The sequence below is a fragment of the Sutcliffiella cohnii genome (assembly GCF_002250055.1).
Taxonomy (GTDB): Bacteria; Bacillota; Bacilli; order Bacillales; family Bacillaceae_I; genus Sutcliffiella; species Sutcliffiella cohnii.
The window spans coordinates 3,183,408-3,205,660 of sequence record NZ_CP018866.1 but is presented as its reverse complement, the minus strand read 5'-3'; the positions used below and the strand labels follow the sequence as shown (position 1 = coordinate 3,205,660).

Genomic DNA, 22,253 nt, shown 5'->3' with positions numbered 1-22,253 from the left:
GGGAATTGGAATGAAAGTTGTTGTACAACGAGCAAAACGAGCAAAAGTAATTGTTGAAAATGAAGTAGTAGGAAGTATTGATCATGGATTAATGCTACTTGTTGGTGTGACACATGATGATACAGTAGAGGATGCAGCATATCTCGCTGACAAAATTGTTAATTTACGTATTTTTGAAGATGAAAATGATAAAATGAATTTATCGTTGCTTGATGTGAAGGGTGGAATACTTTCTGTTTCGCAGTTTACGTTATATGGTGATTGTCGTAAAGGAAGAAGACCTAACTTCATGAGTGCGGCGAAACCAGAGCATGCAACGGTTATTTACGATTCTTTTAATAAAGAACTTCGTGAAAAAGGAATAACAGTAGAAACTGGTACATTTGGTGCAATGATGGAAGTCGACTTCGTCAATGATGGGCCAGTTACCCTCATTGTAGAAAGTAAAGAAAAATAAAAAGCAAGTTTCCCTTCATTGGGAAGCTTGCTTTTTTTCTAATTTGATTAATTGGATTTGAAATATTGTGCTAATCCTTGATAAATACCAGTAGTAGCTCTCTCTTGGTAATCGCTAGATTGTAATGTTAGTTCCTCTGCACGATTACTAATATAACCTAATTCAAGTAAGATAGAAGGTTGTCTATTTTCTCTTAATACAAAAAAGCTTTGCTGACGAACATTTCGGTCACGCAATTTCGTTGATTGAATGAGCGAAGAATGAACAGCATCGGCTAACTTTTTATGGCTAGCATGATGATAGTAAGTTGTTGTTCCAGTTACACTAGGGTCGTTTATGCTATCGTAGTGTAGTGATAGAAATGCGTCCGCTTTATGATAGTGAGAAGTTTGTACACGTCCTTGAAGTGATAGGAATGTATCGTTGCTTCTCGTTAAGTGAACATTAGCACCTGCAGCTTTTAATTTGTCAGCAAGTAAATTAGCAGTTCTCATCGTTAAATCTTTTTCATATCGACCACTAACTCCGATTGCACCAACATCTCTACCTCCATGACCAGGATCGATTACAATTGTCTTCCCTTTTAAATATTGCTCACTTCCAGGTCTAGTAATAGATTGGGTTGTTCCAGACGTACTTACAATCCATCCAGCAATGTAAGCTTCTTTCCCGTTAGAAAGCTTTATTTTGTACCAATCATTTACGACAGAAACAATTTGAAATGTGTCTCCTTCATTTGCTCTCGCAACGACGGAGGAACTTGTATTTGCTTGGGAGCGAATATTTGTCCCATTATGTAAAACGACAACATTTCCAGTTGTGTTAGCTTGAGGTTTTACAGTAGATGCTGCCTTTTTCTCTAAGTACCAGCCGGCTACCCAACCTTTTTTGCCACCACTATACTCAATTTCTGCCCAGCTATTTTGTTCATTTACGATCGTGACATTTGCCCCTCTAGTTAAACTCCCTACAACTTTTCCGTTCAGTGATCCTTCACTTCTAACATTTAAACTAGAAGCAGTAACGACTGCATTTGTTTTTTGTGAAGATGAATTGGAACTAGGTGTACTAGTTGTTTTCACGTATTCGCTACTAACCCAAGCTTGCTGATTGGAGTGTTGAATTTTATACCAACTTCCTTGCTGGCCTAAAACTGTTATTTGCTGTCCTTTTTTTACACTTCCAACAACTTTACCTTGTGAGGAAGGTTCGCTACGTACGTTTAAGCTCGTTGCTGTAACTTCACCAACAAAACTATTACTTGAATTGGAGGTGGAAGGAGTCGTTGACGTTTTCGAAATAGATGCATATTGCTTAGAAACCCAACCATCTTTTCCATCAACGCGAATCTTTACCCAATTCTCATTTTCTTCTATGTACGTTACGGTGCTGCTTTTATGAACAAAAGCAACTATGGAAAAGTTTGTTCCAGGGCCTGAACGAACACGTAGTGAATCAGCTAATATTTTTACCCCATTATTAGCATTTGAAGAAACAGAATTTGTTTCAACAACAAGATAAGAGGCAACCCATCCTTCTTTATTTCCGACTTTAATTTTGTACCATTCTTTTTGCTTCGTGACGAGTGGGTATGTTTCTCCACGTTTTACCTTTGTCACGATCGCAGAACTAGTCGACGGCTGCTCTCGAACATTTAATACATCTGTAGCGACTCTAACGGCCTGGCTCGCTTCTACTTTGTTACTGGAAAGCGGATATAAAAAGGACGTTAAAATGATGGCTAAGGCGATGATTACTTTTAACTTTCTATACAAAGCTGTTTTCCTCCTAATCTGTTTGTAAAGCATCAGTTAAATGTAATTCGACAATGAAAGGAGATTTCCTTCTTTTTTTGAAAGAAAAATAGGTTGTTTGGCCATAATAAAAGTTATAGCACTTAGTCGAGGAAAAGGAGCGTTACACCATGAAATTTAGTGAAAAACATAACCAAAGTATAAATGGAAATAACATATTCGGGGTAAGCTTTCACAACTTTTTAGAAAAAGAGAAAGATTCTACATATGTAGAGCTTGCGTCAGAGTTTGGAATTACGGTTAGAGATGTGAAAGCATTAAAAAAACAGATTAATCGGATGTAATACTATTGACATTTCCGATTTGCGGTGTATATACTAGCAAATATCAAACTTTAATTATTATAAGAAAATATTGTCCGTTTGATGGGGAAGAGTAATAAAGATCCATTTGGAAAGAGAGGAAATGTCGTAGGCTGAAAGCATTTCTCCAACATGACTTTATGAAAGAACACCCCGTAGGATTCTTTCTGAAAAGACGTACGTTTTAGTAGGAAATGAACGTTGCAGGCGTTAACTGCTTAAGTGGAGGCTTTTTTTAAAAGCTTCAATTAGGGTGGCACCACGGGAATTTAACTCTCGTCCCTTGTTTTTATAACAAGGGATGGGGGTTTTTTGTATATTTACATATATTTTCATTCCTTGACTTTACGGAGAAAAAACTTTAGGAGGGCTATTAATGTCAATTCAAATACCTAGGGGAACGCAAGACATTTTACCTGGTACAGTAGAAAAATGGCAATACATCGAAGAAAAAGCAAAAGAAATTTGTAAATTATATAACTATAAAGAAATTAGAACGCCAATGTTTGAGCATACGGAATTGTTTTTAAGAGGTGTAGGGGATACGACTGATATTGTTCAAAAGGAAATGTATTCTTTTGAAGATCGTGGTGGAAGAAGTATTACACTACGTCCAGAAGGTACTGCTTCTGCTGTTCGTTCTTTCGTAGAAAACAAATTATATGGCAATCCGCAACAACCTACGAAACTTTTTTATATCGGTCCAATGTTTCGTTATGAACGCCCACAAGCAGGCCGTTTTCGCCAATTCGTTCAGTTTGGTGTAGAGGCATTAGGAAGTAATGATCCAAGTATTGATGCGGAGGTTATCGCACTAGCAGTTGATTTATATAAAAGCTTAGGGCTGAAAAATTTAAAGGTAGTGATCAATAGCTTAGGTGATAAAGAAAGCCGTGATGCACACCGTCAAGCGTTAGTAAATCACTTTAAACCAAGAATTACTGAGTTTTGTGGGGACTGTCAGTCTCGATTAGAAAAAAATCCTTTACGTATTTTAGATTGTAAAAAAGATAGAGACCACGAGTTAATGGGTACTGCTCCATCCATCTTAGAATATTTAAACGACGAATCAAAACAATATTTTGATAAAGTAGTAAAGTTTTTATCTGATTTAGGTATTCAATACGAAATTGATGCGAACTTAGTACGAGGCTTAGATTACTACTACCACACAGCTTTTGAAATCATGAGTACTTCTGAAGGCTTCGGTTCTATTACAACATTATGTGGTGGTGGACGCTATAACGGACTCGTTCAAGAAATTGGTGGACCTGAAACACCTGGTATCGGTTTCGCATTAAGTATTGAACGATTACTCTCAGCGATGGAAGCAGAAAATGTTTCATTTCCATTTGAAGATAAGATTGATTGCTACGTTGTGGCGTTAGGAGAAGAAGCGAAAGAAGCTAGTGTAAAAGTGCTCTACGATTTAAGAAAAGCTGGTATTGTAGCGGAAAAAGACTATCAAGATAAAAAGCTAAAAGCGCAATTTAAAGCAGCAGATCGTCTTCAAGCAAGTTACACAGTTGTTTTCGGCGATGATGAATTAAATAAAGGTGTAGTTTCAGTAAAAACGATGGAAACAGGTGAACAAGAAGAAGTATCCTTCAGTGAGCTTGTCACATATATATCGGAAAAGAAAAGTGGGGAGAGATAAAAATGCAAGGAAGAACATTTTATTGCGGCGAAGTTCCAGAAACATCGATTGGACAGCAAGTGGAATTAAAAGGTTGGGTTCAAAAGCGACGTGATTTAGGTGGGCTAATTTTCATTGACCTTCGCGACCGTACTGGTATCGTTCAAATTGTATTTAACCCGGATGTTTCTAAAGAAGCATTAACGATAGCGGAATCTGTCCGTAACGAATACGTACTTTATATCAAGGGAACAGTGTTAGCTCGTCAAGAGGGAACAATTAACCCTAATTTAAAAACAGGCAAAGTAGAAGTTGCAGCTGATGAGGTTCAAGTTTTAAATGCAGCCAAAAATCCACCTTTTGTTATCGATGATAAAAGTGATGTTAATGAAGATGTTCGATTAAAATATCGCTATTTAGATTTACGACGTCCAGTAATGTTTAATACATTAAAAATGCGTCATGAAGTAACAAAGTCTATTCGTGAATTTTTAAACGAAGAAGCGTTTATGGAAGTTGAAACACCTATTTTAACGAAAAGTACACCAGAAGGAGCTCGAGACTATTTAGTGCCGAGCCGTGTGCATCCAGGTGAATTTTACGCATTGCCGCAATCTCCACAAATTTTTAAGCAGCTACTAATGGTATCTGGAGTAGAGAGATATTACCAAATCGCTCGTTGCTTCCGCGACGAAGATTTACGCGCTGATCGCCAGCCTGAATTTACTCAAGTCGATATTGAAACTTCTTTCTTATCACAAGAAGAAATCATTGGCATGATGGAAAGCATGATGATAAAAGTAATGAAAGAAACAAAAGGAGTCGATATTGAAACACCGCTTCCACGTATGACATATGACGAAGCAATGAGTCGCTACGGTTCCGACAAACCAGATACTCGCTTTGAAATGGAGCTTATCGACCTTTCTGAACAAGTGAAAAATAGTGGGTTCAAAGTATTTAGTGCTGCGGTTGCCAATGGTGGTCAAGTAAAAGCTATTAATGTAGTTGGTGGCGGTGCTAAATATTCTAGAAAAGATATTGACGCTTTAACAGAGTTTGTTAGTCGTTACGGTGCAAAAGGATTAGCTTGGATGAAAGTAGAAGAAGATGGATTGAAAGGTCCAATTGCAAAATTCTTTAACGAAGAAGAGCAATCAAGCTTTAAACAAACGTTACAGGCGAATGTAGGGGATTTACTACTTTTCGTTGCTGATAAAATAACAGTAGTCGCCGATGCGTTAGGAGCACTACGATTAAAGTTAGGGAAAGAGCTAGGGCTGATTGATGAGTCTAAATTTAACTTCCTTTGGGTAACTGATTGGCCGTTATTAGAATACGATGAAGAAGCTGGTCGCTACTTTGCAGCACATCATCCATTTACAATGCCAGTTAGGGAAGATTTAGAACTGCTTAATACTGACCCAGGCAAAGTTCGCGCACAAGCGTATGACTTAGTATTAAACGGATATGAGCTAGGTGGAGGATCACTTCGTATTTACGAGCGTGAAATTCAAGAACAAATGTTTAACGTATTAGGTTTTAGCCAAGAAGAGGCACAAGAACAGTTTGGCTTCCTACTAGAAGCATTTGAATACGGTACACCTCCACATGGTGGAATTGCTCTAGGTTTAGACAGACTAGTAATGTTACTCGCTGGTAGCACGAACTTACGTGATACGATTGCGTTCCCTAAAACAGCAAGCGCAAGCTGTCTATTAACGGAAGCGCCAAGTCCAGTAGCTACTAGTCAATTAACGGAACTATCGCTGTCGTTAAATGTAGAAAAAGAGTAAAATTTCCCATACGAACGTACCTTGCAGACGTTTTTTCTGTATGATATGATACAAACAACAAGTTATTCAAGTCCTGATGTGTTCGTCGTATAACCTATTGTTTTGACCGAACAATAGATTATACGGGAGCTCGGAGTTTTCAAAAGCTGCGTACATGCCTACCTACGAGTAGGACGTACAAATGCTTGAAACAGAGCACCCACCTGCTTGTAGCGGGTTCAAAACGAAGGCATCGACGACGGCACTATTGGGACTTGCATACATACGACTACTAACACATGATTTGGAGATAGAATCATGTGTTTTTTTATTTTCATAACATTACTAATAAATTGGAGTGAGCAAGATGAAAATTAATCATTTATTATTTTCTGTCTCTAATTTAAATACATCGATTACTTTTTATGAACAAGTTTTTCGAGCAAAGCTACTTGTAAAAGGAAATGAATATAAGGAAGCTAAACCACATATGAAATTTTATGATGAAAAGAACTAAAAAAATCCTATCGGCATACTTACATTTAATAAAAAGTATGTTATATTCATTTTCGGGAACAATTCAAACATAGATATGAAATTTGGAGTTGAGGATATTTTATGTTACATCAGTTTTCTCGTAATGAATTAGCAATAGGTAAAGAAGGAGTAGAAATATTAAAAAACAGTACAGTTGCTGTTTTAGGTATCGGCGGAGTTGGGTCATTCTCTGCTGAAGCACTAGCACGTTCCGGTGTTGGCCGTTTAATATTAGTAGATAAGGACGATGTCGATATTACAAATGTCAATCGTCAAGTTATTGCTTTATTGTCAACAGTTGGACAGCCGAAAGCTGATTTAATGAAGGCGCGTATTGCAGATATAAACCCAGAATGTGAAGTTATTTCGTTAAAAATGTTCTACACAGAGGAAACGTATGAAGACTTTTTTAACTATAAACCTGATTTTGTTATTGATGCATCAGACACTATTTCGTACAAAATTCATTTAATGAAAGAGTGTTTGAAACGAAAGATCCCGATTATTTCTAGTATGGGAGCTGCCAATAAGATGGATCCTACTCGTTTCCAAGTTGCAGATATTTCAAAAACGCATACAGATCCAATTGCTAAGGTTATTCGTGTGCGTCTTCGAAAAGAAGGAATTAAAAAAGGAATTAAAGTAGTGTTTTCCGATGAGAAGCCAATTGTTACCCGTGAAGATATAAATGAAACAGTTGGAAAGAAGGATGCACCAATTCGTAAAGCAAAAATGCCACCGTCCTCGAACGCATTTGTTCCGTCCGTTGCAGGACTTATTATGGCAGGACATGTTGTAACTGAATTACTTTCAGACGTGAAAATTCATCGTGTAGGCGAGCAATAAAAAGAAGAAGGGAGGTTGCATTTTTAGCAACCTCCCAATTTTTTTCAGAATAATGTTTTGTACGGGTTAGAGCGATGCGCCCCCGCTTTTGATCCGTCTAGCTCCGGTGGCTAGGTCCGGCTCAAACTTCACTTTTCCTCCGTACGATAAGTCAACATCGACTCGCTATCGCTCGCAGTGTTTCCTTTATCTCCTGCGGAAAAGCTCCAGTTTGATTGGACCTGAGCGAGCCGCCTCCGCTTTTGTATTTACATTACTTCGTCTTCTAATACTGTTAGTTTTCTAGCTCGTTCCATTATTTTTACTAACATTTGATAATCTTCTTGTATGACATCTTGCTGTTTTTCTAGTTTTTCTAGCTGTTGCTGTAACTCCATATTTTTTTGTTGTAATGCTTGATTTTCTCTCTTTAATCTTTCATTTTCTAATTGCATCGTATCTTGATACGAAGACTCTTTTTGATAGGTTTGTAAAAATTGTATACAGTCGTCTAAAGTTAGTTGGTTAGTAACGGCGCTATATTTAACTGGAGCCACTTCTTCTGACAATTCAATCGTTAAAAGCGGTTCTTCTTTTTTCGGCCTCTTTATAGCATTATTAACTGCAGGAATTAATTCCACTTCCATAGAATTGGCGTCAGTTGATTGCTGAGATTTTTTCATTTTATCTAACGCACGCTTCTTTTCTTTTCGTTGTTTTTTGGCAACTGCAACAGCGTGTTCATATTTTTTACGAACTTCTGCATTCCAACGAAAACCACAAGCAGCAGATGTTCTGTTTAATTTATCTCCTACTTCTTCAAAGGCACCTAATTGTGTACCACCGTCACGTATATATCGTAATACTGTTTCTGCTAATAACAAATCTTCTTCATGAGACCATGCGTCTTGACGTACTTTCATTTTATGAAACTCCCTCCCAAAAACGGACAATTTTTTCAATAGTATTTCCAAATTGAAGGGAGAATATACGGAAATTTACATTTCTTTCGGAGCTTGGATTCCTAGTAGTCGTAAACCTTCCTCTAGAACAATTGTTACCGCTTGAACAAGTGCTAGACGACTTGCGATTTGTTCATCTTCCGTTAATACTTTCACATGACTATAATATTTATTAAATTCACGAGCAAGGTCTATCACATATTTAGCAACTTGGGAAGGTTCATAGTTTATGAAACTTTTTTCTATGACAGAAGGGAACTCTATTAATAGTTTCACAACATTCCAGCTATGTTCATCTTGTAAGCCAGTAAGAGCCGCCGCTTCTTTAAATGATGATCCTTTTCTTAATATCGAGCAAGCACGTGCATGAGTATATTGAACATAAGGTCCTGTTGAGCCTTCGAACTTTAACATTTCCTCTAACGAAAATTCAATATTGTTCATTCGTTCATTTTTTAAATCATGAAAAATGATAGCTCCAACGCCGACTATTTTTGCGACTTCTTCTTTTTCGGGAAGGGAAGGGTTTTTGGCTTCAATGCTTTTAGCTGCAAGTTCAATAGCATCGTTAATAACTTCCTCTAGTAAAACAATTTTCCCTTTACGAGTGGACATTTTTTTACCGTCTTTTAATATAAATCCAAACGGAACATGTACCATTTCATTAGCCCAATGGAACCCAAGCTTTTTTAACACGTTAAATATTTGTTGAAAATGTAGACTTTGTTCATGACCTACAACATAAACAGCTTTTTGGAAGCCGTAATGTTGTTGACGATAAAGCGCAGCCGTTAAGTCTCTCGTCGCATAAAGGGTTGCGCCGTCTGACTTTTTAATTAAACACGGAGGAAGGGAATATTCTTCTAACGAAACTACTTCTGCTCCATCAGAACTTTCTAGTAGATTTTTCTCTTGCAATAAATGAATTGTCTCTTCCATTTTGTCATTGTAAAAAGCTTCACCGTTATAAGAATCAAATTTAATTTGGAGAAGCTCGTAAATTTTGTTGAATTCCTTTAGCGATTCATTACGGAACCATTCCCAAAGATGAGTAGCTTCCTCATCATAGTCCTCAAGCTTTTTAAACCATAAGCGTCCTTCATCTTCTAAAGAAGTGTCTTTTTCTGCTTCTGAATGAAATTGAACATATAATTTTAGTAACTCTGTAATCGGGTTTTCTTTAACTGCCTGTTCATTTCCCCACTTTTTATAAGCTACAATTAGTTTACCGAACTGTGTACCCCAATCACCTAAATGGTTAATTCGAATTGGTGTATATCCACATTTTTCGGAAATGTTCGCAATCGCATTTCCGATAACAGTCGATCGTAAATGACCCATCGAAAATGGTTTCGCAATATTAGGTGATGATAAATCAATCGTAATGTTTTCCCCTTGACTTAGAGGCACTTTGCCGTAATTTTTGCCTTCTTTTAATACAGTCGTTAACACAGTTTTACTTACCTCTTGTTTATGTAAAAAAAAGTTAACGTATGGACCGTCAGCTACTATTTTTTCAAATAAAGGATGGTTCAATTTTTCGGCTAATGTTTTCGCAATTACGTTCGGAGCTTTTTTCAAATGCTTCGCAAGTGTAAACGAAGGAAAAGCAATATCGCCTTTATCTACATACTTTGGCTTTTCTATTAAACTTTCCACTTCATCAAGGGTTACGTATTGTTGAATGTGCGGATAAATTTGTTCTGCTACTAACTTTTTATACATCTTTTATAACCTCCATCTTTTTCATTCTTTTTTGATTTTACTCAACTGTTGTTGCTCGTTCATGTTCGAAGTAAATTTAAAGGACAACAAAAAAATCCCGCCTCTAAATATATAGAGACGAGATTCACCCGCGGTACCACTCTCATTGTTCATACGAACCAGCTTTATTTGTTAACGAGGTAAAATCCCCGGCTATCCATACTAAACTTCAAGATAGCTTCTCAGAAGTGCGCTTCCTTTTACAAGAGCTGTTAGGCTTCCACCATCCCTAACTCGCTATAAGCTTTTCAAGTAAAAGTACTCTCTTCCTCATCGAACAAAATATTTCATTTATTGTAAAAGATTTAGAAATAATTATCAATACTTTTTATTTTTTAATTCTTTCAATTTATGATAAACCGCATAATAATTTTTCTCTTGCCCATTTTGCTTCGGCACGAAATATTCTTTACTTTTTAATTTATCGGGTAAATATTGTTGATTGACCCAACCAGCATCGTAATCGTGAGGATATAAATAATCAATTCCTCTACCTAGATCTTTAGCCCCTTTATAGTGAGCATCTTTTAAATGTAGTGGTATATCGCCAACGTTACCACTTCGAACATCGGCAAGTGCTGCATCTAACGCTTTATAAGCAGAATTAGATTTAGGAGAGAGGCATAACTCTACAACCGCATTAGCTAAAGGAATTCTTGCTTCGGGGAAACCGACTCTTTCTGCTGCCTCTATTGCGGAAAGCGTCCGGGCTCCTGCTTGAGGACTCGCTAAACTAATATCTTCATAAGCGATAATAAGTAACCTTCTAGCAATACTAACAAGATCTCCTGCTTCAATTAATCGAGCTAAATAGTGAAGAGCAGCGTTCACATCACTACCTCGTATCGACTTTTGGAAGGCAGATAATACATCGTAATGTCCGTCACCATCTTTATCATGGTAGAAACTTTTCTTTTGTAAACATTCTTCTGCACTTTCGAGCGTTAAATGGATAACTCCGTCTTCGTCAGGTTCTGTAGATAAGACGGCTAGTTCTAAACCATTTAAAGCAGAGCGAACATCACCACCGCAAGAGAATGCAAAATGATTCATTGCTTCGTCTGTTACTTTTACATTATAGTTTCCTAACCCTCGTTCCTTATCTTGGAGAGCATAGTGTAGGACAGTTAGTATTTGTTCTGGTTCAAGTGGTTTTAGTTCGAAAATTTGACATCTGCTTCGTATGGCAGGGTTTATCGCATGGTACGGATTACTAGTCGTTGCTCCAATCATCGTAAGTAATCCACTCTCTAAATGAGGTAGTAAAAAGTCTTGTTTTCCTTTGTCCAGTCTGTGAACCTCATCTAATATTAAAATGACTTTACCAGACATTTTTGCTTCTTCTACGACAATTTCCATATCTTTTTTGTTATGTACAACGGCATTTAACGTACGGTACTTATAATTTGTACTCCCAGCAATGGCCGTTGCGATGGAGGTTTTCCCAATTCCAGGTGGTCCATATAGAATCATAGAAGATAAGTGCTTAGCTTTTACCATTCTATTAATAATTTTCCCTTCTTGTACGAGATGCTCTTGTCCAACAATCTCCTCGATAGATCGAGGTCGCATGCGAAACGCTAACGGTTTATTATTCATCTATTTCACCTTCTTGCGGTTAATATTATTATTTTAATTGCTAATTAAATGGTATTTTCCATTTCTGTTTTTCTATATTCAATAAGTCAGCAGTGCTTGGGTAAAATAATTGATATTTGTCCTACATTCAATGTATCATATATTACTGTTTTATTAGAAATGTAATGTTCCTATAATTGTGCTATAATAACGGAGATTTCATATAAGTAACGGATGTTATTGAATATATATAAGTGAATTTAAGGGGTGTGGCTTTGTGAAAATCTCAACAAAAGGAAGATACGGCTTAACGATTATGATTGAACTAGCGAAAAACTTTGGTGAAGGACCATTATCTCTAAAATCGATTGCGCAAACTCATGATTTATCGGAGCATTATTTAGAACAATTAATAGCACCATTACGAAATGCTGGTTTAGTAAAAAGTATTCGTGGTGCATACGGCGGATATATTTTAGCGGACGAGCCATCTAATATAACAGCAGGAGATATAATTCGTGTACTAGAAGGACCTATTAGTCCGGTAGAAGTATTAGAGGATGAAGAGCCTGCAAAGCGTGAACTATGGATTCGTATTCGGGATGCTGTTAAAGATGTATTAGACAGCACAACGTTAGAAGACTTAGCAAATCATGATGGCGGAGATCAAGAAGCTTATATGTTCTACATTTAAAGCTCATAATGAATATAAAAGTACGTAGGAAAGGAGGTTTCACATATGGAACCTATTTATTTAGATCATGCAGCAACATCGCCTATGCATCCATTAGTTGTTGAAAGTATGGTGGAGGTAATGAATGACACGTTTGGTAACCCATCAAGCATTCATTCATTCGGTAGAAAAAGCCGTCATCTAGTGGATGAGGCGAGAAGTATTGCAGCGAGAAGTATAGGTGCCCAGGAAAATGAGATTGTTTTTACTAGCGGTGGAACGGAAGCGGACAATTTAGCAATTATCGGTGCCGCTAGAGCAAATGCAACACGAGGTAAACATATCATTACAACAACTGTTGAGCATCATGCTGTTTTACACGCGTGCGAACAACTGGAACGGGAAGGCTTTACCGTTACGTATTTACCCGTCAATGATAAAGGTGTAATTTCTTTAACTGATTTAAAAAAGGCTCTTACTAACGAAACAATTTTAGTGACGATCATGTACGGAAATAATGAGGTTGGTTCGATTCAGCCTATTCATGAAATAGGAGAGCTGTTAAAAGACCATCCTGCTTATTTTCATACCGATGCTGTCCAAGCTTTCGGTTTAGTTAATATAAATGTGCAAGATCTAAAAATTGATTTTCTATCTATGTCCGGGCATAAAATAAATGGCCCTAAAGGTGTTGGCTTTTTATATGCTAGAACTGGTATAAGCTTTTTACCACAAACGTTCGGAGGCGAGCAAGAACGAAAACGTCGGGCTGGAACGGAAAATGTACCAGGCATTGTCGGTTTAGCAAAAGCAATACAGCTGTCTATGGAAGAAAGTGAAGGGAAGCAAAAGCAATTTGAAAGCTTTAAGCAAGAAATGACACGAATTTGGAATGAAGAAGAAGTTCCTTTTACTATAAATGGCAGTGAAAGTCACTCCCTACCACACGTGTTAAATGTACATTTTCCGGGAACAAATGTTGAGTCAATGTTAGTGAACTTAGACTTAGCGGGCATTTCAGTTTCCAGCGGTTCCGCATGTACGGCAGGGTCCATCGATCCTTCCCACGTATTAGTGGCAATGTTCGGTAGTGATTCAGAAAAAATAGCATCCTCCATTCGATTTAGTTTCGGTTACGGAAACGATATGGAGCAAATACAAAAAGCTGCAAGAGAAACCGCAAAAATAGTAAAAAGACTTACAACAAGAAAGTAGGTGGAAACATTGGAAGAAAGAGCAAATAGTGATATCCGAGTTGTAATAGGAATGTCAGGAGGAGTAGATTCCTCTGTAGCCGCATACCTACTTAAACAACAAGGTTATGATGTAATCGGAATTTTTATGAAAAATTGGGATGACACCGATGAGTTTGGAGTTTGTACTGCAACAGAAGATTATAATGATGTAATCCGCGTTTGTAACCAAATTGGCATTCCCTACTACGCTGTTAATTTTGAAAAACAATATTGGGATAAAGTCTTTCAATATTTCCTAGACGAATATAAAGCAGGTAGAACACCGAACCCAGATGTAATGTGTAATAAAGAAATAAAGTTCAAAGCATTTTTAGAGCATGCATTAGACCTTGGTGCGGACTATTTAGCAACAGGCCATTACGCGCAAGTAGAGTACCGTGATGGTGAATATAAAATGTTACGTGGTTTAGACGAAAACAAAGACCAAACATATTTCTTAAACCAATTAACACAAGAACAATTAAGTAAAGTTATGTTCCCAATCGGCAACATGGAAAAGAAAAGAGTGCGTGAAATTGCTCATGAAGCAGGTTTAGCTACTGCATCGAAAAAGGACAGTACAGGAATTTGCTTTATTGGAGAAAGAAACTTCAAAGAATTTTTAAGTGGCTATCTTCCAGCGCAACCTGGAAACATGTTAACGCTCGATGGTGAAGTAAAAGGGAAACATGACGGATTAATGTATTACACAATCGGTCAACGTCACGGTTTAGGAATTGGTGGTAGTGGTGACCCTTGGTTTGTAATAGGAAAAGACTTAGAAAAAAATGTCTTATATGTAGGACAAGGCTTCGATAATGAGCTGCTGTTTTCTGATCGCATTACTGCCACAAATATAAGCTGGGTTTCAGATGTTAAACCGACAGACGATATAAAATGTACGGCGAAATTCCGTTATCGTCAACAAGACAACGGTGTGACAGTAAGAAAGCTAGATGACGACAAAGTAGAAGTAATTTTTGACGAGCCAATTCGTGCGATTACTCCAGGACAAGCTGTTGTGTTTTACAATGGCGATGAGTGCCTTGGTGGAGCTACTATTGATGAAGTTTACAAAAATGGCGAAAAGCTTTGGTATGTAGGATAAATGATTGTAAGTAGAACTAAGAGTGGATAAACGTCCTTTGATTTCGAAACAGTAACGGACGCTATGAAAATAGAGGGGATGACGGGAAATTCCTAAGTGTCATCCTCTTTCTTTATGCTATAATGGAAAAAAATAATAATGAAAAATGGAATTTACATAGAGGTGCTATCATGAAGGACAATAATGCAATTGGCATTCAATACTTACAAGATGGAAAATATGAATTAGCGATTAAAGCATTTACGGAAGAAATTGAAAACAATCCGACTAATGCAGTTGCTTACGTGAACTTTGGAAATGTTTTAAATGCAGTTGGCGAAAAAGAAAAAGCGATGAATTTTTACAAAAAAGCACTACAGTTAGATGAGAAAATGGCCGCTGCTTACTATGCTTTAGGCAACAACTACTTTGAGCTTGAAGATTGGCAACATGCGAAGGAAATGTTTGAAGCAGCTATGAAAAACGGTTTACAAAACGACGGAGATACGTTGTTTATGTTGGGGATGACTTTACTAAAGTTTGATCAACCAAAATTGGCACTTCCTTATTTTCAGCGAGCGGTAGAATTAAAACCAACCGATATGGAAGCACGTTTTCAATACGGATTATGCCTTGCTCAACAAGGGCTATTAGAAGAAGCAATTGAACAACTAGAAGAGGTTGTTAAGCATGACGATCAACACGCAGATGCTTTTTATAACTTAGGAGTTGCATACGCGTATACAGAAAACAAAGAAAAATCATTAGAAATGTTAGATAAAGCAATAGAAGTGCAACATGACCATATTTTGGCGGCACATGCGAAAAAAATTATTTTAGAAAACTAGTAAGACGGAGGGATAGAACATGCACCAAAACTCCCTTGATTTGTTTCAAGAAAATGAACTTTATATGAAAGGAACACATCTCGTTACAATCTTTCATAACGAGGATAATCTGTATTCGGTTGTTAGAATAAAGGTGAGCGAGACGAATGTTCCTTATGAGGAAAAAGAAGCAATTGTAACTGGATATTTCCCAAAAATTCATGAAGATGAAACGTATACTTTTTTTGGTGCATTAAAAGATCACCCTCGTTTTGGATTACAGTTTCATGTTGAGCATTTTCGTAAAGAATTACCGCAAACAAAACAGGGGGTTATCCAATATTTATCTAGTGACATATTTACCGGCATTGGGAAAAAGACTGCAGAAAATATAGTGAATGCTATAGGTGAAAATGCAATCTCAAAAATATTGGAAAACCCTTCTATTTTAGCTGAAGTTCCTAAGTTGTCTACTGAAAAGGCGAAAGATGTGTATAAAACATTAATGGAACATCAAGGCCTAGAAAGAGTAATGATTGCCCTTTCACAGCTTGGATTTGGACCGCAACTTACAATGAAAATTTATCAAACATATAAAGATGAAACACTCCAAATTATTCAAACGAATCCATATCAATTAGTAGAGGATGTGGAAGGAATTGGTTTTAGTCGTGCGGATGAGCTAGGAAAACAAATAGGTATTACTGGCACAGATCCAAGTCGTATTAGAGCTGGTTGTATGTATACGCTTGAACAAGTTTCACTTCAAGAAGGACATTGTTTCGTAACGAAGGAACAGTTAATGAAAAGTGTTTTTTCGTTACTAAATAGTTCCAAATCAGAAAAAGTAACATTAGACGACATTTCTCGGGAAATATTGCATGCGATAGAAGAGGGGAAAATAATGGGGGAAGATGAACGTATTTATCTACCTTCGTTATATTTCTCTGAAAAAGGGTTAGTAAAAAATATTAAGCGGATATTGGAGCAAACTCAGTATGAAGAGCAATTTCCTGAATCGGAATTTTTAAAATCACTTGGTCGGTTAGAAGAAAGATTAAAAGTTCAATATGCTCCTTCGCAGAAACAAGCAATACAAAAAGCGTTATTGTCCCCAATGATGCTATTGACTGGTGGACCAGGTACCGGTAAAACAACTGTTATAAAGGGTATAGTAGAGCTATATGCTGATTTACATGGTTGCTCGCTCGACCCAAAGGATTATAATAAAGATGATCCTTTTCCGATTCTTTTAGTAGCACCAACAGGACGTGCTTCTAAACGGATGAGTGAAGCAACAGGATTACCTTCCTTAACTATTCATCGCCTTCTCGGATGGAATGGCTCCGAAGGATTTCAATTTGATGAAGAAAATCCAGTTCCCGGAAAATTATTAATCGTTGATGAAGTATCGATGGTAGATATTTGGCTTGCTCATCAGCTTTTTAAATCTTTACCGAACGATATTCAAGTTATCTTAGTTGGTGACGAAGATCAGTTACCTTCAGTTGGTCCCGGACAAGTTTTAAAAGATTTGTTAGCTTCAAAGGCAATTCCAACTGTTGCGTTAACTGACATATATCGTCAAGAAGATGGATCTTCCATTATTGACCTTGCACATGATATGAAAAACGGGATGATCCCACGAGATATCTCGACACCTAAAGTAGACCGTTCTTTTATAAAGTGTCAATCTGGACATATATTAGATGTTGTCAAGAAAGTGTGTGCCAACGCGATGAAAAAAGGATATACGGCACGTGATATTCAAGTGTTAGCACCGATGTACCGAGGTAACGCTGGAATCGATAAATTAAACGAGACTCTTCAAGAATTGTTTAATCCGAAGTCAGAGCAACGACGTGAAATAGCGTTTGGTAATGTAGTTTATCGGACAGGTGATAAAGTATTACAACTAGTTAATCAACCAGATAGTAATGTTTTTAATGGCGATATGGGAGAGATTGTTTCCATTTTTTATGCTAAAGAAAACACCGAAAAACAAGATATGGTGATCGTTTCTTTTGACGGAAACGAAGTAACGTATACGAAACAAGACTTGGGACAGATAACTCATGCATATTGTTGCTCTATTCATAAATCACAAGGAAGCGAATTTCCTATTGTCGTCCTCCCTGTTGTAAAGAGTTATTACCGAATGCTTCGTCGTAATTTACTTTACACTGCTGTGACACGTAGTAAACGATTTTTAATTCTTTGTGGAGAAGAAGAAGCGTTGCAAATTGGAGTGAATCGAACAGACGATCAACTTCGCCAAACTTCCTTAACGGAAAGACTAAAGAGTGATGCAACACATGCTCAATTAGAGGATGAAGATGATGAACTATTAAAAGAAGTGCCATTTGCAAAAGATGCATTAATTGGGATGGAAGGTATATCTCCATACGATTTCATGGAAAAATAAAAATAATTCAAAACTGACTTTGGACAAGTCAGTATTTTTAAACCTTTAACATACCGATAAAAGTCAGATCCTAAACTATTACTTAAAGTTAATCTTTTACATGGAAATGGTTTTGCAGTATTTATGATAGCAGGCTTGCAAAAGATATAAATGTTCGAAAAGAGGTGGTTCCTTTTGCGAACATTTTCTAGAACAATTGGGATGCACGCGTTTGATTCAGAAACAGCTGTAACAGTAGGTCGAGTCGTTGACTTTTGCATCGAAGAACCTGGACAAATTAAAGGACTACTAATAAGTGGAAAAGGTTTATGGAAGCGAAATAAATTTCTTCCGTTCGAACACATTTCTTCATTTGGAGATACAGGGGTTATGATATGTGGCAACAACCTCATGTCGGTACAGAAAGAAGCAAGAGGCCAAGTTTTTTTCGACCATTTCCATGGTGTTAAAGGGAAAATGTTCCTTTCTGAAGAAGGCGATAAGCTTGGTTTATTAGATGACGTATATTTTGATGAAAAGCAGGGCACAATCGTAGGGTATGAAGTAACGGACGGTTTTTTTGCAGATATAACAGAAGGTAAGAAAATAATTCATTATCCTTCAGACCTCATAATTGGAAAAGATGCCGTCGTTGTTACCGTAACATCATAAACACGAGAGGTGTCTAATAAAGTGGAACTTGTTTGTCCTAATTGTAAAAGTAAAGACGTCGGCAAAATTGGTGTGAATCAATATTATTGTTGGGGCTGTTTTATTGAGCTTTCTGTTTCAAAAGGAATTGTGCATACTCATCAAGTGGAAGAAGATGGTACGCTAAGTTCACTGGATGATTTGTTTCATGAGGACGATCGCCGTATCAGTATGTAAAATTAAAAGGAGTGAGTCGCATGAACAGAGCTATGACTTCATTGTTACTAATTGGGTTAGGTGCAGCTGCAACTCAACTTGGGAAAAATGAGCAAGTTAAAGGATTTGTTGGAGATATGACTTCAACTCGTAATATGAAAAGAATGAGGAAGCAAATGAAACGTGTGTTTTCTTAATATATGAGAAGCCGTCCTAATTGGACGGCTTTTTCTTTTTTTGGTAAAAGCACGATTATCCTATTTTACGGACTGTAGTTTTGTTCCTCTGTTTGGGAAGAATAAAAGTGGTAATCTCCCTTCAACTCCTTAAACACTATAAAAATAATGTAAGCATACCGTACATAGTTTTATTTTTACACGAATAAGATTTCATAACAACCTTTGGAAAGGGGCTATCTGAATGGAATACGAGTTACGTTGTAAAGAAAGTGCGTACCCTTGTGAAGTGACAATTGATGAGGATAATTGGCGTTTTACAGTTCGTAAAGCTGATACTAGTGGAGAATACTTTAATTCTCCGGAAGAGTTAATTAGCTGGGTAGAATCCAATTGGAGTACGAAAGATTTTCATGACGAAGAGCAATTTTTAAAAATGCTTCAAGAAATAAAAAGCTATTACGCAAGATGAACGGTTTTCTATTAATATAAGACATTTGGAATAAGATGTGTTGGAGGGAGATTACGGTGGTAAAAACAAGGGAAGATTTACTTGCAAGTGACACGAAAAATGTTTGGCATTCTATGAAGCCATTCCAACCAAATAGCACAGTGGTAATGAAGGAAGCGTCTGGTGCATGGGTAACAGATATTGATGGAAAAAGATATTTAGATGCAATGTCAGGCTTATGGTGCGTGAATGCGGGGTACGGCAGAACAGAGTTAGCAGAAGCAGCATACAGTCAATTAAAGGAGTTAGCCTATTATCCTTTAACGCAGAGTCACATCCCCGCGATTAAGTTAGCAGAAAAATTAAATGAATGGTTAGGGAATGAATACGTATTTTTCTTCAGTAATAGTGGTTCTGAGGCAAATGAGACGGCGTTTAAAATCGCTAGACAATATCATTTGCAAAAGGGAGAGAATAATCGATATAAAATTGTATCACGATATCGCTCCTATCACGGAAACACTCTCGGTGCGATGGCAGCCACTGGCCAAGCGCAAAGGAAATATAAATACGAACCGTTAGCAACGGGTTTTCTTCATGTCCCACCTCCAGATACATATCGAGTGGAGGAAGGAAATGGGGAGCTCTTAAAGTCTGTGCAAGCAATTGACGATGCAATGACTTGGGAGCTTAGTGAAACGATTGCAGCAATGATAATGGAACCAATCATAACGGGTGGGGGTATTTTAACTCCTCCAGAAAATTATTTACAACAAGTAAAAAGAACGTGTGAAAAGCACGGTGCACTATTAATTGTAGATGAAGTAATTTGTGGCTTTGGTCGAACAGGGAAGCCGTTCGGATATATGAACTATGGTGTAAGGCCAGATATAATTACAATGGCAAAAGGAATTACGAGTGGTTATATGCCGCTTGCTGCTACAGCTGTTAAAAAGGAAATTTATGAAGCGTTTAAAGGTTCGGAGGAATATGACTATTTTCGTCACGTTAATACGTTTGGTGGAAGTCCAGCCTCTTGCGCCGTTGCATTAAAAAATTTAGAGATTTTCGAACGAGAAAATTTAGTTGAACGTTCCGCACAAAAAGGGAAACAACTATTATCGGAGCTAAAGCAACGTCTAAGCGATCATCCTTTTGTTGGAGATATTAGAGGAAAAGGATTGCTCATTGGTATTGAGCTAGTTTCCGATAAACAAACAAAAACGCCGTTAGATGTTGAAAGAGTCAATAAAGTTGTAACTCGCTGCAAAGAAAAGGGAGTGTTAATCGGAAAAAATGGTGCCACTGTAGCAGGTTACAATAACGTAATTGCCCTAGCACCACCTCTAAACTTAACGGATGACGATTTGACCAAAATTATTGAAACAGTTTCAGCTAGTTTTGTGAATTTATAGGTAGAATAGGCTGAGACAAAACTAAAATAATCATGATGAAAAACGAACAATCGCCAAACTAGCGAAGTATATTTCCGGAGCGGGTTATTTCCGCTCTACTTTTTTTGTTCGTTTTTTACTTTGATAAAAAATAGTTATGTCCCAACCTTCTATTTTTAAGCCTTTAATTCTTCTTTCCCCTCGTTCTGTATAAATTTAGCAATCCGATTAACAATAAGAACAGGGGGGAGTTATCTTTGACTAAACAATGGAAATGGATATATCGACTAGCTATCACGTTACTCGTTTTTATTATCCTATTTGTTTTAATGAAACTTAGCCCACTATGGCAACCAATCTTAAAAGTTATAGTTGCAGTTTTTATTCCGTTTATCATCAGTGCTTTTATTGCTTATTTACTACATCCGTTTGTTGAAAGAACCCACGACGCAGGGTTACCCCGTCCATACGCTATATTAATTATCTATTTTTTATTTTTTGGCGGAATAGGACTCGCAATATATAAAGGCACACCTTTAATTATTTCTCAGCTTAAGGAACTTGCCGATAATTTCCCTGAAGTTGCAAATACATACCGTGGATGGATAGAAAGGATACATTCTAGTACTTCACGATGGCCAGATGGTATTCACGAGCGGATTGAACTTCTAGTTACCGATTTTGAGGCAATAATTGCTGATTATACGGCGAAAATTATTAATGGCATAAAAGGATTACTAAATTCTATATTCGTAATAATAGTGATACCTTTTGTAGTTTTTTATTTATTAAAGGATTATGACTTAGTAAAGCGAACCGCATGGTATCTCACTCCAAGGAAATGGAGAAAAGGTGGCATTGCCTTTTTAAAAGATGTTGATATATCACTCGGAAATTATATACGTGGTCAATTATTAGTTTGTTTAGTAATTGGGCTTTTGGCAACTATAAGCTTATGGCTAGCAGGAATGGAATATCCATTAGTACTAGGTATTATTATAGGGGTTACAAATATCATCCCGTATTTCGGACCGTTTATTGGTGCCTTACCTGCAGTTATTATTGCGGCAACGATATCAGTAAAGATGGTAATCATTGTTGCAATAATAATTTTTGCATTACAATTTACAGAAGGAAACATTTTATCGCCGTTAATAGTAGGAAAAAGCTTACACATACATCCTGTTATTATTATTTTCGCATTATTACTAGGCGGAGAAATTGGTGGTATTATAGGCTTAATTGTAGCCGTCCCTATATTTGCTGTTTTAAAGGTAACTATTATGCATATTAGTAAGCATTTCATCTAAATTGGCAAGGATACCCCCACTTCAATCGTGTGAAGGGCCGTGTGAAGGGCGTAGTCCAACGATAAGTGGGGTGGAATTGCCGTCAGATACGGTATGGTACAGTAAATCGTAAGGTTTTGTACCATAATAAGTATCTGAAACATCAGCCTTGCCCTCCTTTCTCTTTTTTCGTTATGTAC

The 22,253-nt window shown here is 37.1% G+C and carries 20 protein-coding genes, 1 other RNA gene, 1 pseudogene and 2 other annotated features; of the genes and pseudogenes, 18 read left to right on the top strand and 4 right to left on the bottom strand.

Annotated features, from left to right (window positions below):
* Positions 1 to 10: 10 nt before the first annotated feature.
* The gene (gene dtd, locus BC6307_RS16120; RefSeq protein WP_066420804.1) at positions 11 to 457 is read left to right on the top strand and encodes a D-aminoacyl-tRNA deacylase; all 447 of its coding nucleotides are present in this window, start codon (positions 11 to 13) and stop codon (positions 455 to 457) included.
* 47 nt (positions 458 to 504) lie between these two features.
* Here the strand turns inward: dtd and BC6307_RS16115 are convergent, their stop codons facing one another.
* Positions 505 to 2,232 (bottom strand): N-acetylmuramoyl-L-alanine amidase family protein, encoded by a 1,728-nt coding sequence (locus BC6307_RS16115; protein ID WP_066420801.1) that lies wholly within the window; start codon positions 2,230 to 2,232, stop codon positions 505 to 507.
* A 149-nt stretch (positions 2,233 to 2,381) separates the two neighbouring features.
* Between BC6307_RS16115 and BC6307_RS16110 the strand changes: the two genes are divergently transcribed.
* The 6 genes and pseudogenes from BC6307_RS16110 (at position 2,382) to BC6307_RS16085 (ending at position 7,367) form a co-directional block, all read left to right on the top strand.
* Complete coding sequence (locus BC6307_RS16110; RefSeq protein WP_066420800.1) at positions 2,382 to 2,555, top strand: RNA polymerase subunit sigma-70; 174 nt, start codon at positions 2,382 to 2,384, stop codon at positions 2,553 to 2,555.
* Positions 2,556 to 2,623: 68 nt separating this feature from the next.
* Positions 2,624 to 2,860 (top strand) — a binding site (T-box leader).
* Positions 2,861 to 2,949: 89 nt separating this feature from the next.
* Positions 2,950 to 4,230 carry a histidine--tRNA ligase gene (gene hisS, locus BC6307_RS16105; RefSeq protein ID WP_066420799.1) on the top strand — a complete coding sequence of 427 codons (1,281 nt, stop codon included), beginning with the start codon at positions 2,950 to 2,952 and terminating at the stop codon, positions 4,228 to 4,230.
* Between the two features lie 2 nt (positions 4,231 to 4,232).
* Positions 4,233 to 6,005: an aspartate--tRNA ligase gene (gene aspS, locus BC6307_RS16100; protein WP_066420797.1), complete on the top strand. Its 1,773-nt coding sequence runs from the start codon at positions 4,233 to 4,235 to the stop codon at positions 6,003 to 6,005.
* Positions 6,006 to 6,072: 67 nt separating this feature from the next.
* Positions 6,073 to 6,263, top strand: a non-coding RNA gene (gene ssrS / locus BC6307_RS16095) — 6S RNA.
* 88 nt (positions 6,264 to 6,351) lie between these two features.
* Positions 6,352 to 6,483 (top strand): annotated as a pseudogene (locus tag BC6307_RS16090) (VOC family protein); the annotation flags it as partial.
* Positions 6,484 to 6,602: 119 nt separating this feature from the next.
* Positions 6,603 to 7,367, top strand: coding sequence for a tRNA threonylcarbamoyladenosine dehydratase (locus tag BC6307_RS16085; RefSeq protein WP_066420795.1), 765 nt, complete (start codon positions 6,603 to 6,605; stop codon positions 7,365 to 7,367).
* 248 nt (positions 7,368 to 7,615) lie between these two features.
* Here the strand turns inward: BC6307_RS16085 and BC6307_RS16080 are convergent, their stop codons facing one another.
* The 3 genes from BC6307_RS16080 to BC6307_RS16070 all read right to left on the bottom strand — a co-directional run bounded on the left by BC6307_RS16080 (position 7,616) and on the right by BC6307_RS16070 (position 11,671).
* Positions 7,616 to 8,269 carry an RsfA family transcriptional regulator gene (locus BC6307_RS16080; RefSeq protein ID WP_066414909.1) on the bottom strand — a complete coding sequence of 218 codons (654 nt, stop codon included), beginning with the start codon at positions 8,267 to 8,269 and terminating at the stop codon, positions 7,616 to 7,618.
* A gap of 75 nt (positions 8,270 to 8,344) precedes the next feature.
* A complete protein-coding gene (gene argS, locus BC6307_RS16075) occupies positions 8,345 to 10,033 on the bottom strand; it encodes an arginine--tRNA ligase (protein ID WP_066414906.1) in 1,689 nt (562 codons plus the stop codon).
* Between the two features lie 110 nt (positions 10,034 to 10,143).
* Positions 10,144 to 10,355 (bottom strand) — a binding site (T-box leader).
* Between the two features lie 35 nt (positions 10,356 to 10,390).
* The gene (locus BC6307_RS16070) at positions 10,391 to 11,671 is read right to left on the bottom strand and encodes a replication-associated recombination protein A (protein WP_066414903.1); all 1,281 of its coding nucleotides are present in this window, start codon (positions 11,669 to 11,671) and stop codon (positions 10,391 to 10,393) included.
* Positions 11,672 to 11,927: 256 nt separating this feature from the next.
* On the opposite strand from BC6307_RS16070, the gene cymR reads away from it, so the two are divergent.
* The 11 genes from cymR to BC6307_RS16015 all read left to right on the top strand — a co-directional run bounded on the left by cymR (position 11,928) and on the right by BC6307_RS16015 (position 22,074).
* A complete protein-coding gene (gene cymR, locus BC6307_RS16065) occupies positions 11,928 to 12,344 on the top strand; it encodes a cysteine metabolism transcriptional regulator CymR (protein ID WP_066414900.1) in 417 nt (138 codons plus the stop codon).
* 45 nt (positions 12,345 to 12,389) lie between these two features.
* Positions 12,390 to 13,538, top strand: a complete 1,149-nt coding sequence (locus BC6307_RS16060; protein WP_066414898.1) for a cysteine desulfurase family protein — start codon at positions 12,390 to 12,392, stop codon at positions 13,536 to 13,538.
* Between the two features lie 9 nt (positions 13,539 to 13,547).
* The gene (gene mnmA, locus BC6307_RS16055) at positions 13,548 to 14,666 is read left to right on the top strand and encodes a tRNA 2-thiouridine(34) synthase MnmA (RefSeq protein WP_268874267.1); all 1,119 of its coding nucleotides are present in this window, start codon (positions 13,548 to 13,550) and stop codon (positions 14,664 to 14,666) included.
* Positions 14,667 to 14,836: 170 nt separating this feature from the next.
* Complete coding sequence (locus tag BC6307_RS16050) at positions 14,837 to 15,493, top strand: tetratricopeptide repeat protein (RefSeq protein ID WP_066414895.1); 657 nt, start codon at positions 14,837 to 14,839, stop codon at positions 15,491 to 15,493.
* Between the two features lie 19 nt (positions 15,494 to 15,512).
* Complete coding sequence (gene recD2 / locus BC6307_RS16045; protein ID WP_066414888.1) at positions 15,513 to 17,897, top strand: SF1B family DNA helicase RecD2; 2,385 nt, start codon at positions 15,513 to 15,515, stop codon at positions 17,895 to 17,897.
* A 174-nt stretch (positions 17,898 to 18,071) separates the two neighbouring features.
* A complete protein-coding gene (locus BC6307_RS16040; RefSeq protein WP_066414886.1) occupies positions 18,072 to 18,548 on the top strand; it encodes a PRC-barrel domain-containing protein in 477 nt (158 codons plus the stop codon).
* Between the two features lie 21 nt (positions 18,549 to 18,569).
* A complete protein-coding gene (locus tag BC6307_RS16035) occupies positions 18,570 to 18,764 on the top strand; it encodes a hypothetical protein (RefSeq protein WP_066414884.1) in 195 nt (64 codons plus the stop codon).
* Between the two features lie 20 nt (positions 18,765 to 18,784).
* A complete protein-coding gene (locus BC6307_RS16030) occupies positions 18,785 to 18,940 on the top strand; it encodes a YrzQ family protein (protein ID WP_084380356.1) in 156 nt (51 codons plus the stop codon).
* A gap of 223 nt (positions 18,941 to 19,163) precedes the next feature.
* Positions 19,164 to 19,391 carry a hypothetical protein gene (locus tag BC6307_RS16025; protein WP_066414882.1) on the top strand — a complete coding sequence of 76 codons (228 nt, stop codon included), beginning with the start codon at positions 19,164 to 19,166 and terminating at the stop codon, positions 19,389 to 19,391.
* A gap of 35 nt (positions 19,392 to 19,426) precedes the next feature.
* Entirely contained in the window at positions 19,427 to 20,785 is a 1,359-nt protein-coding gene (locus BC6307_RS16020) for an aspartate aminotransferase family protein (protein WP_174522364.1), read from the top strand.
* A gap of 236 nt (positions 20,786 to 21,021) precedes the next feature.
* The gene (locus BC6307_RS16015; protein WP_066414878.1) at positions 21,022 to 22,074 is read left to right on the top strand and encodes an AI-2E family transporter; all 1,053 of its coding nucleotides are present in this window, start codon (positions 21,022 to 21,024) and stop codon (positions 22,072 to 22,074) included.
* Positions 22,075 to 22,253 lie beyond the last annotated feature (179 nt).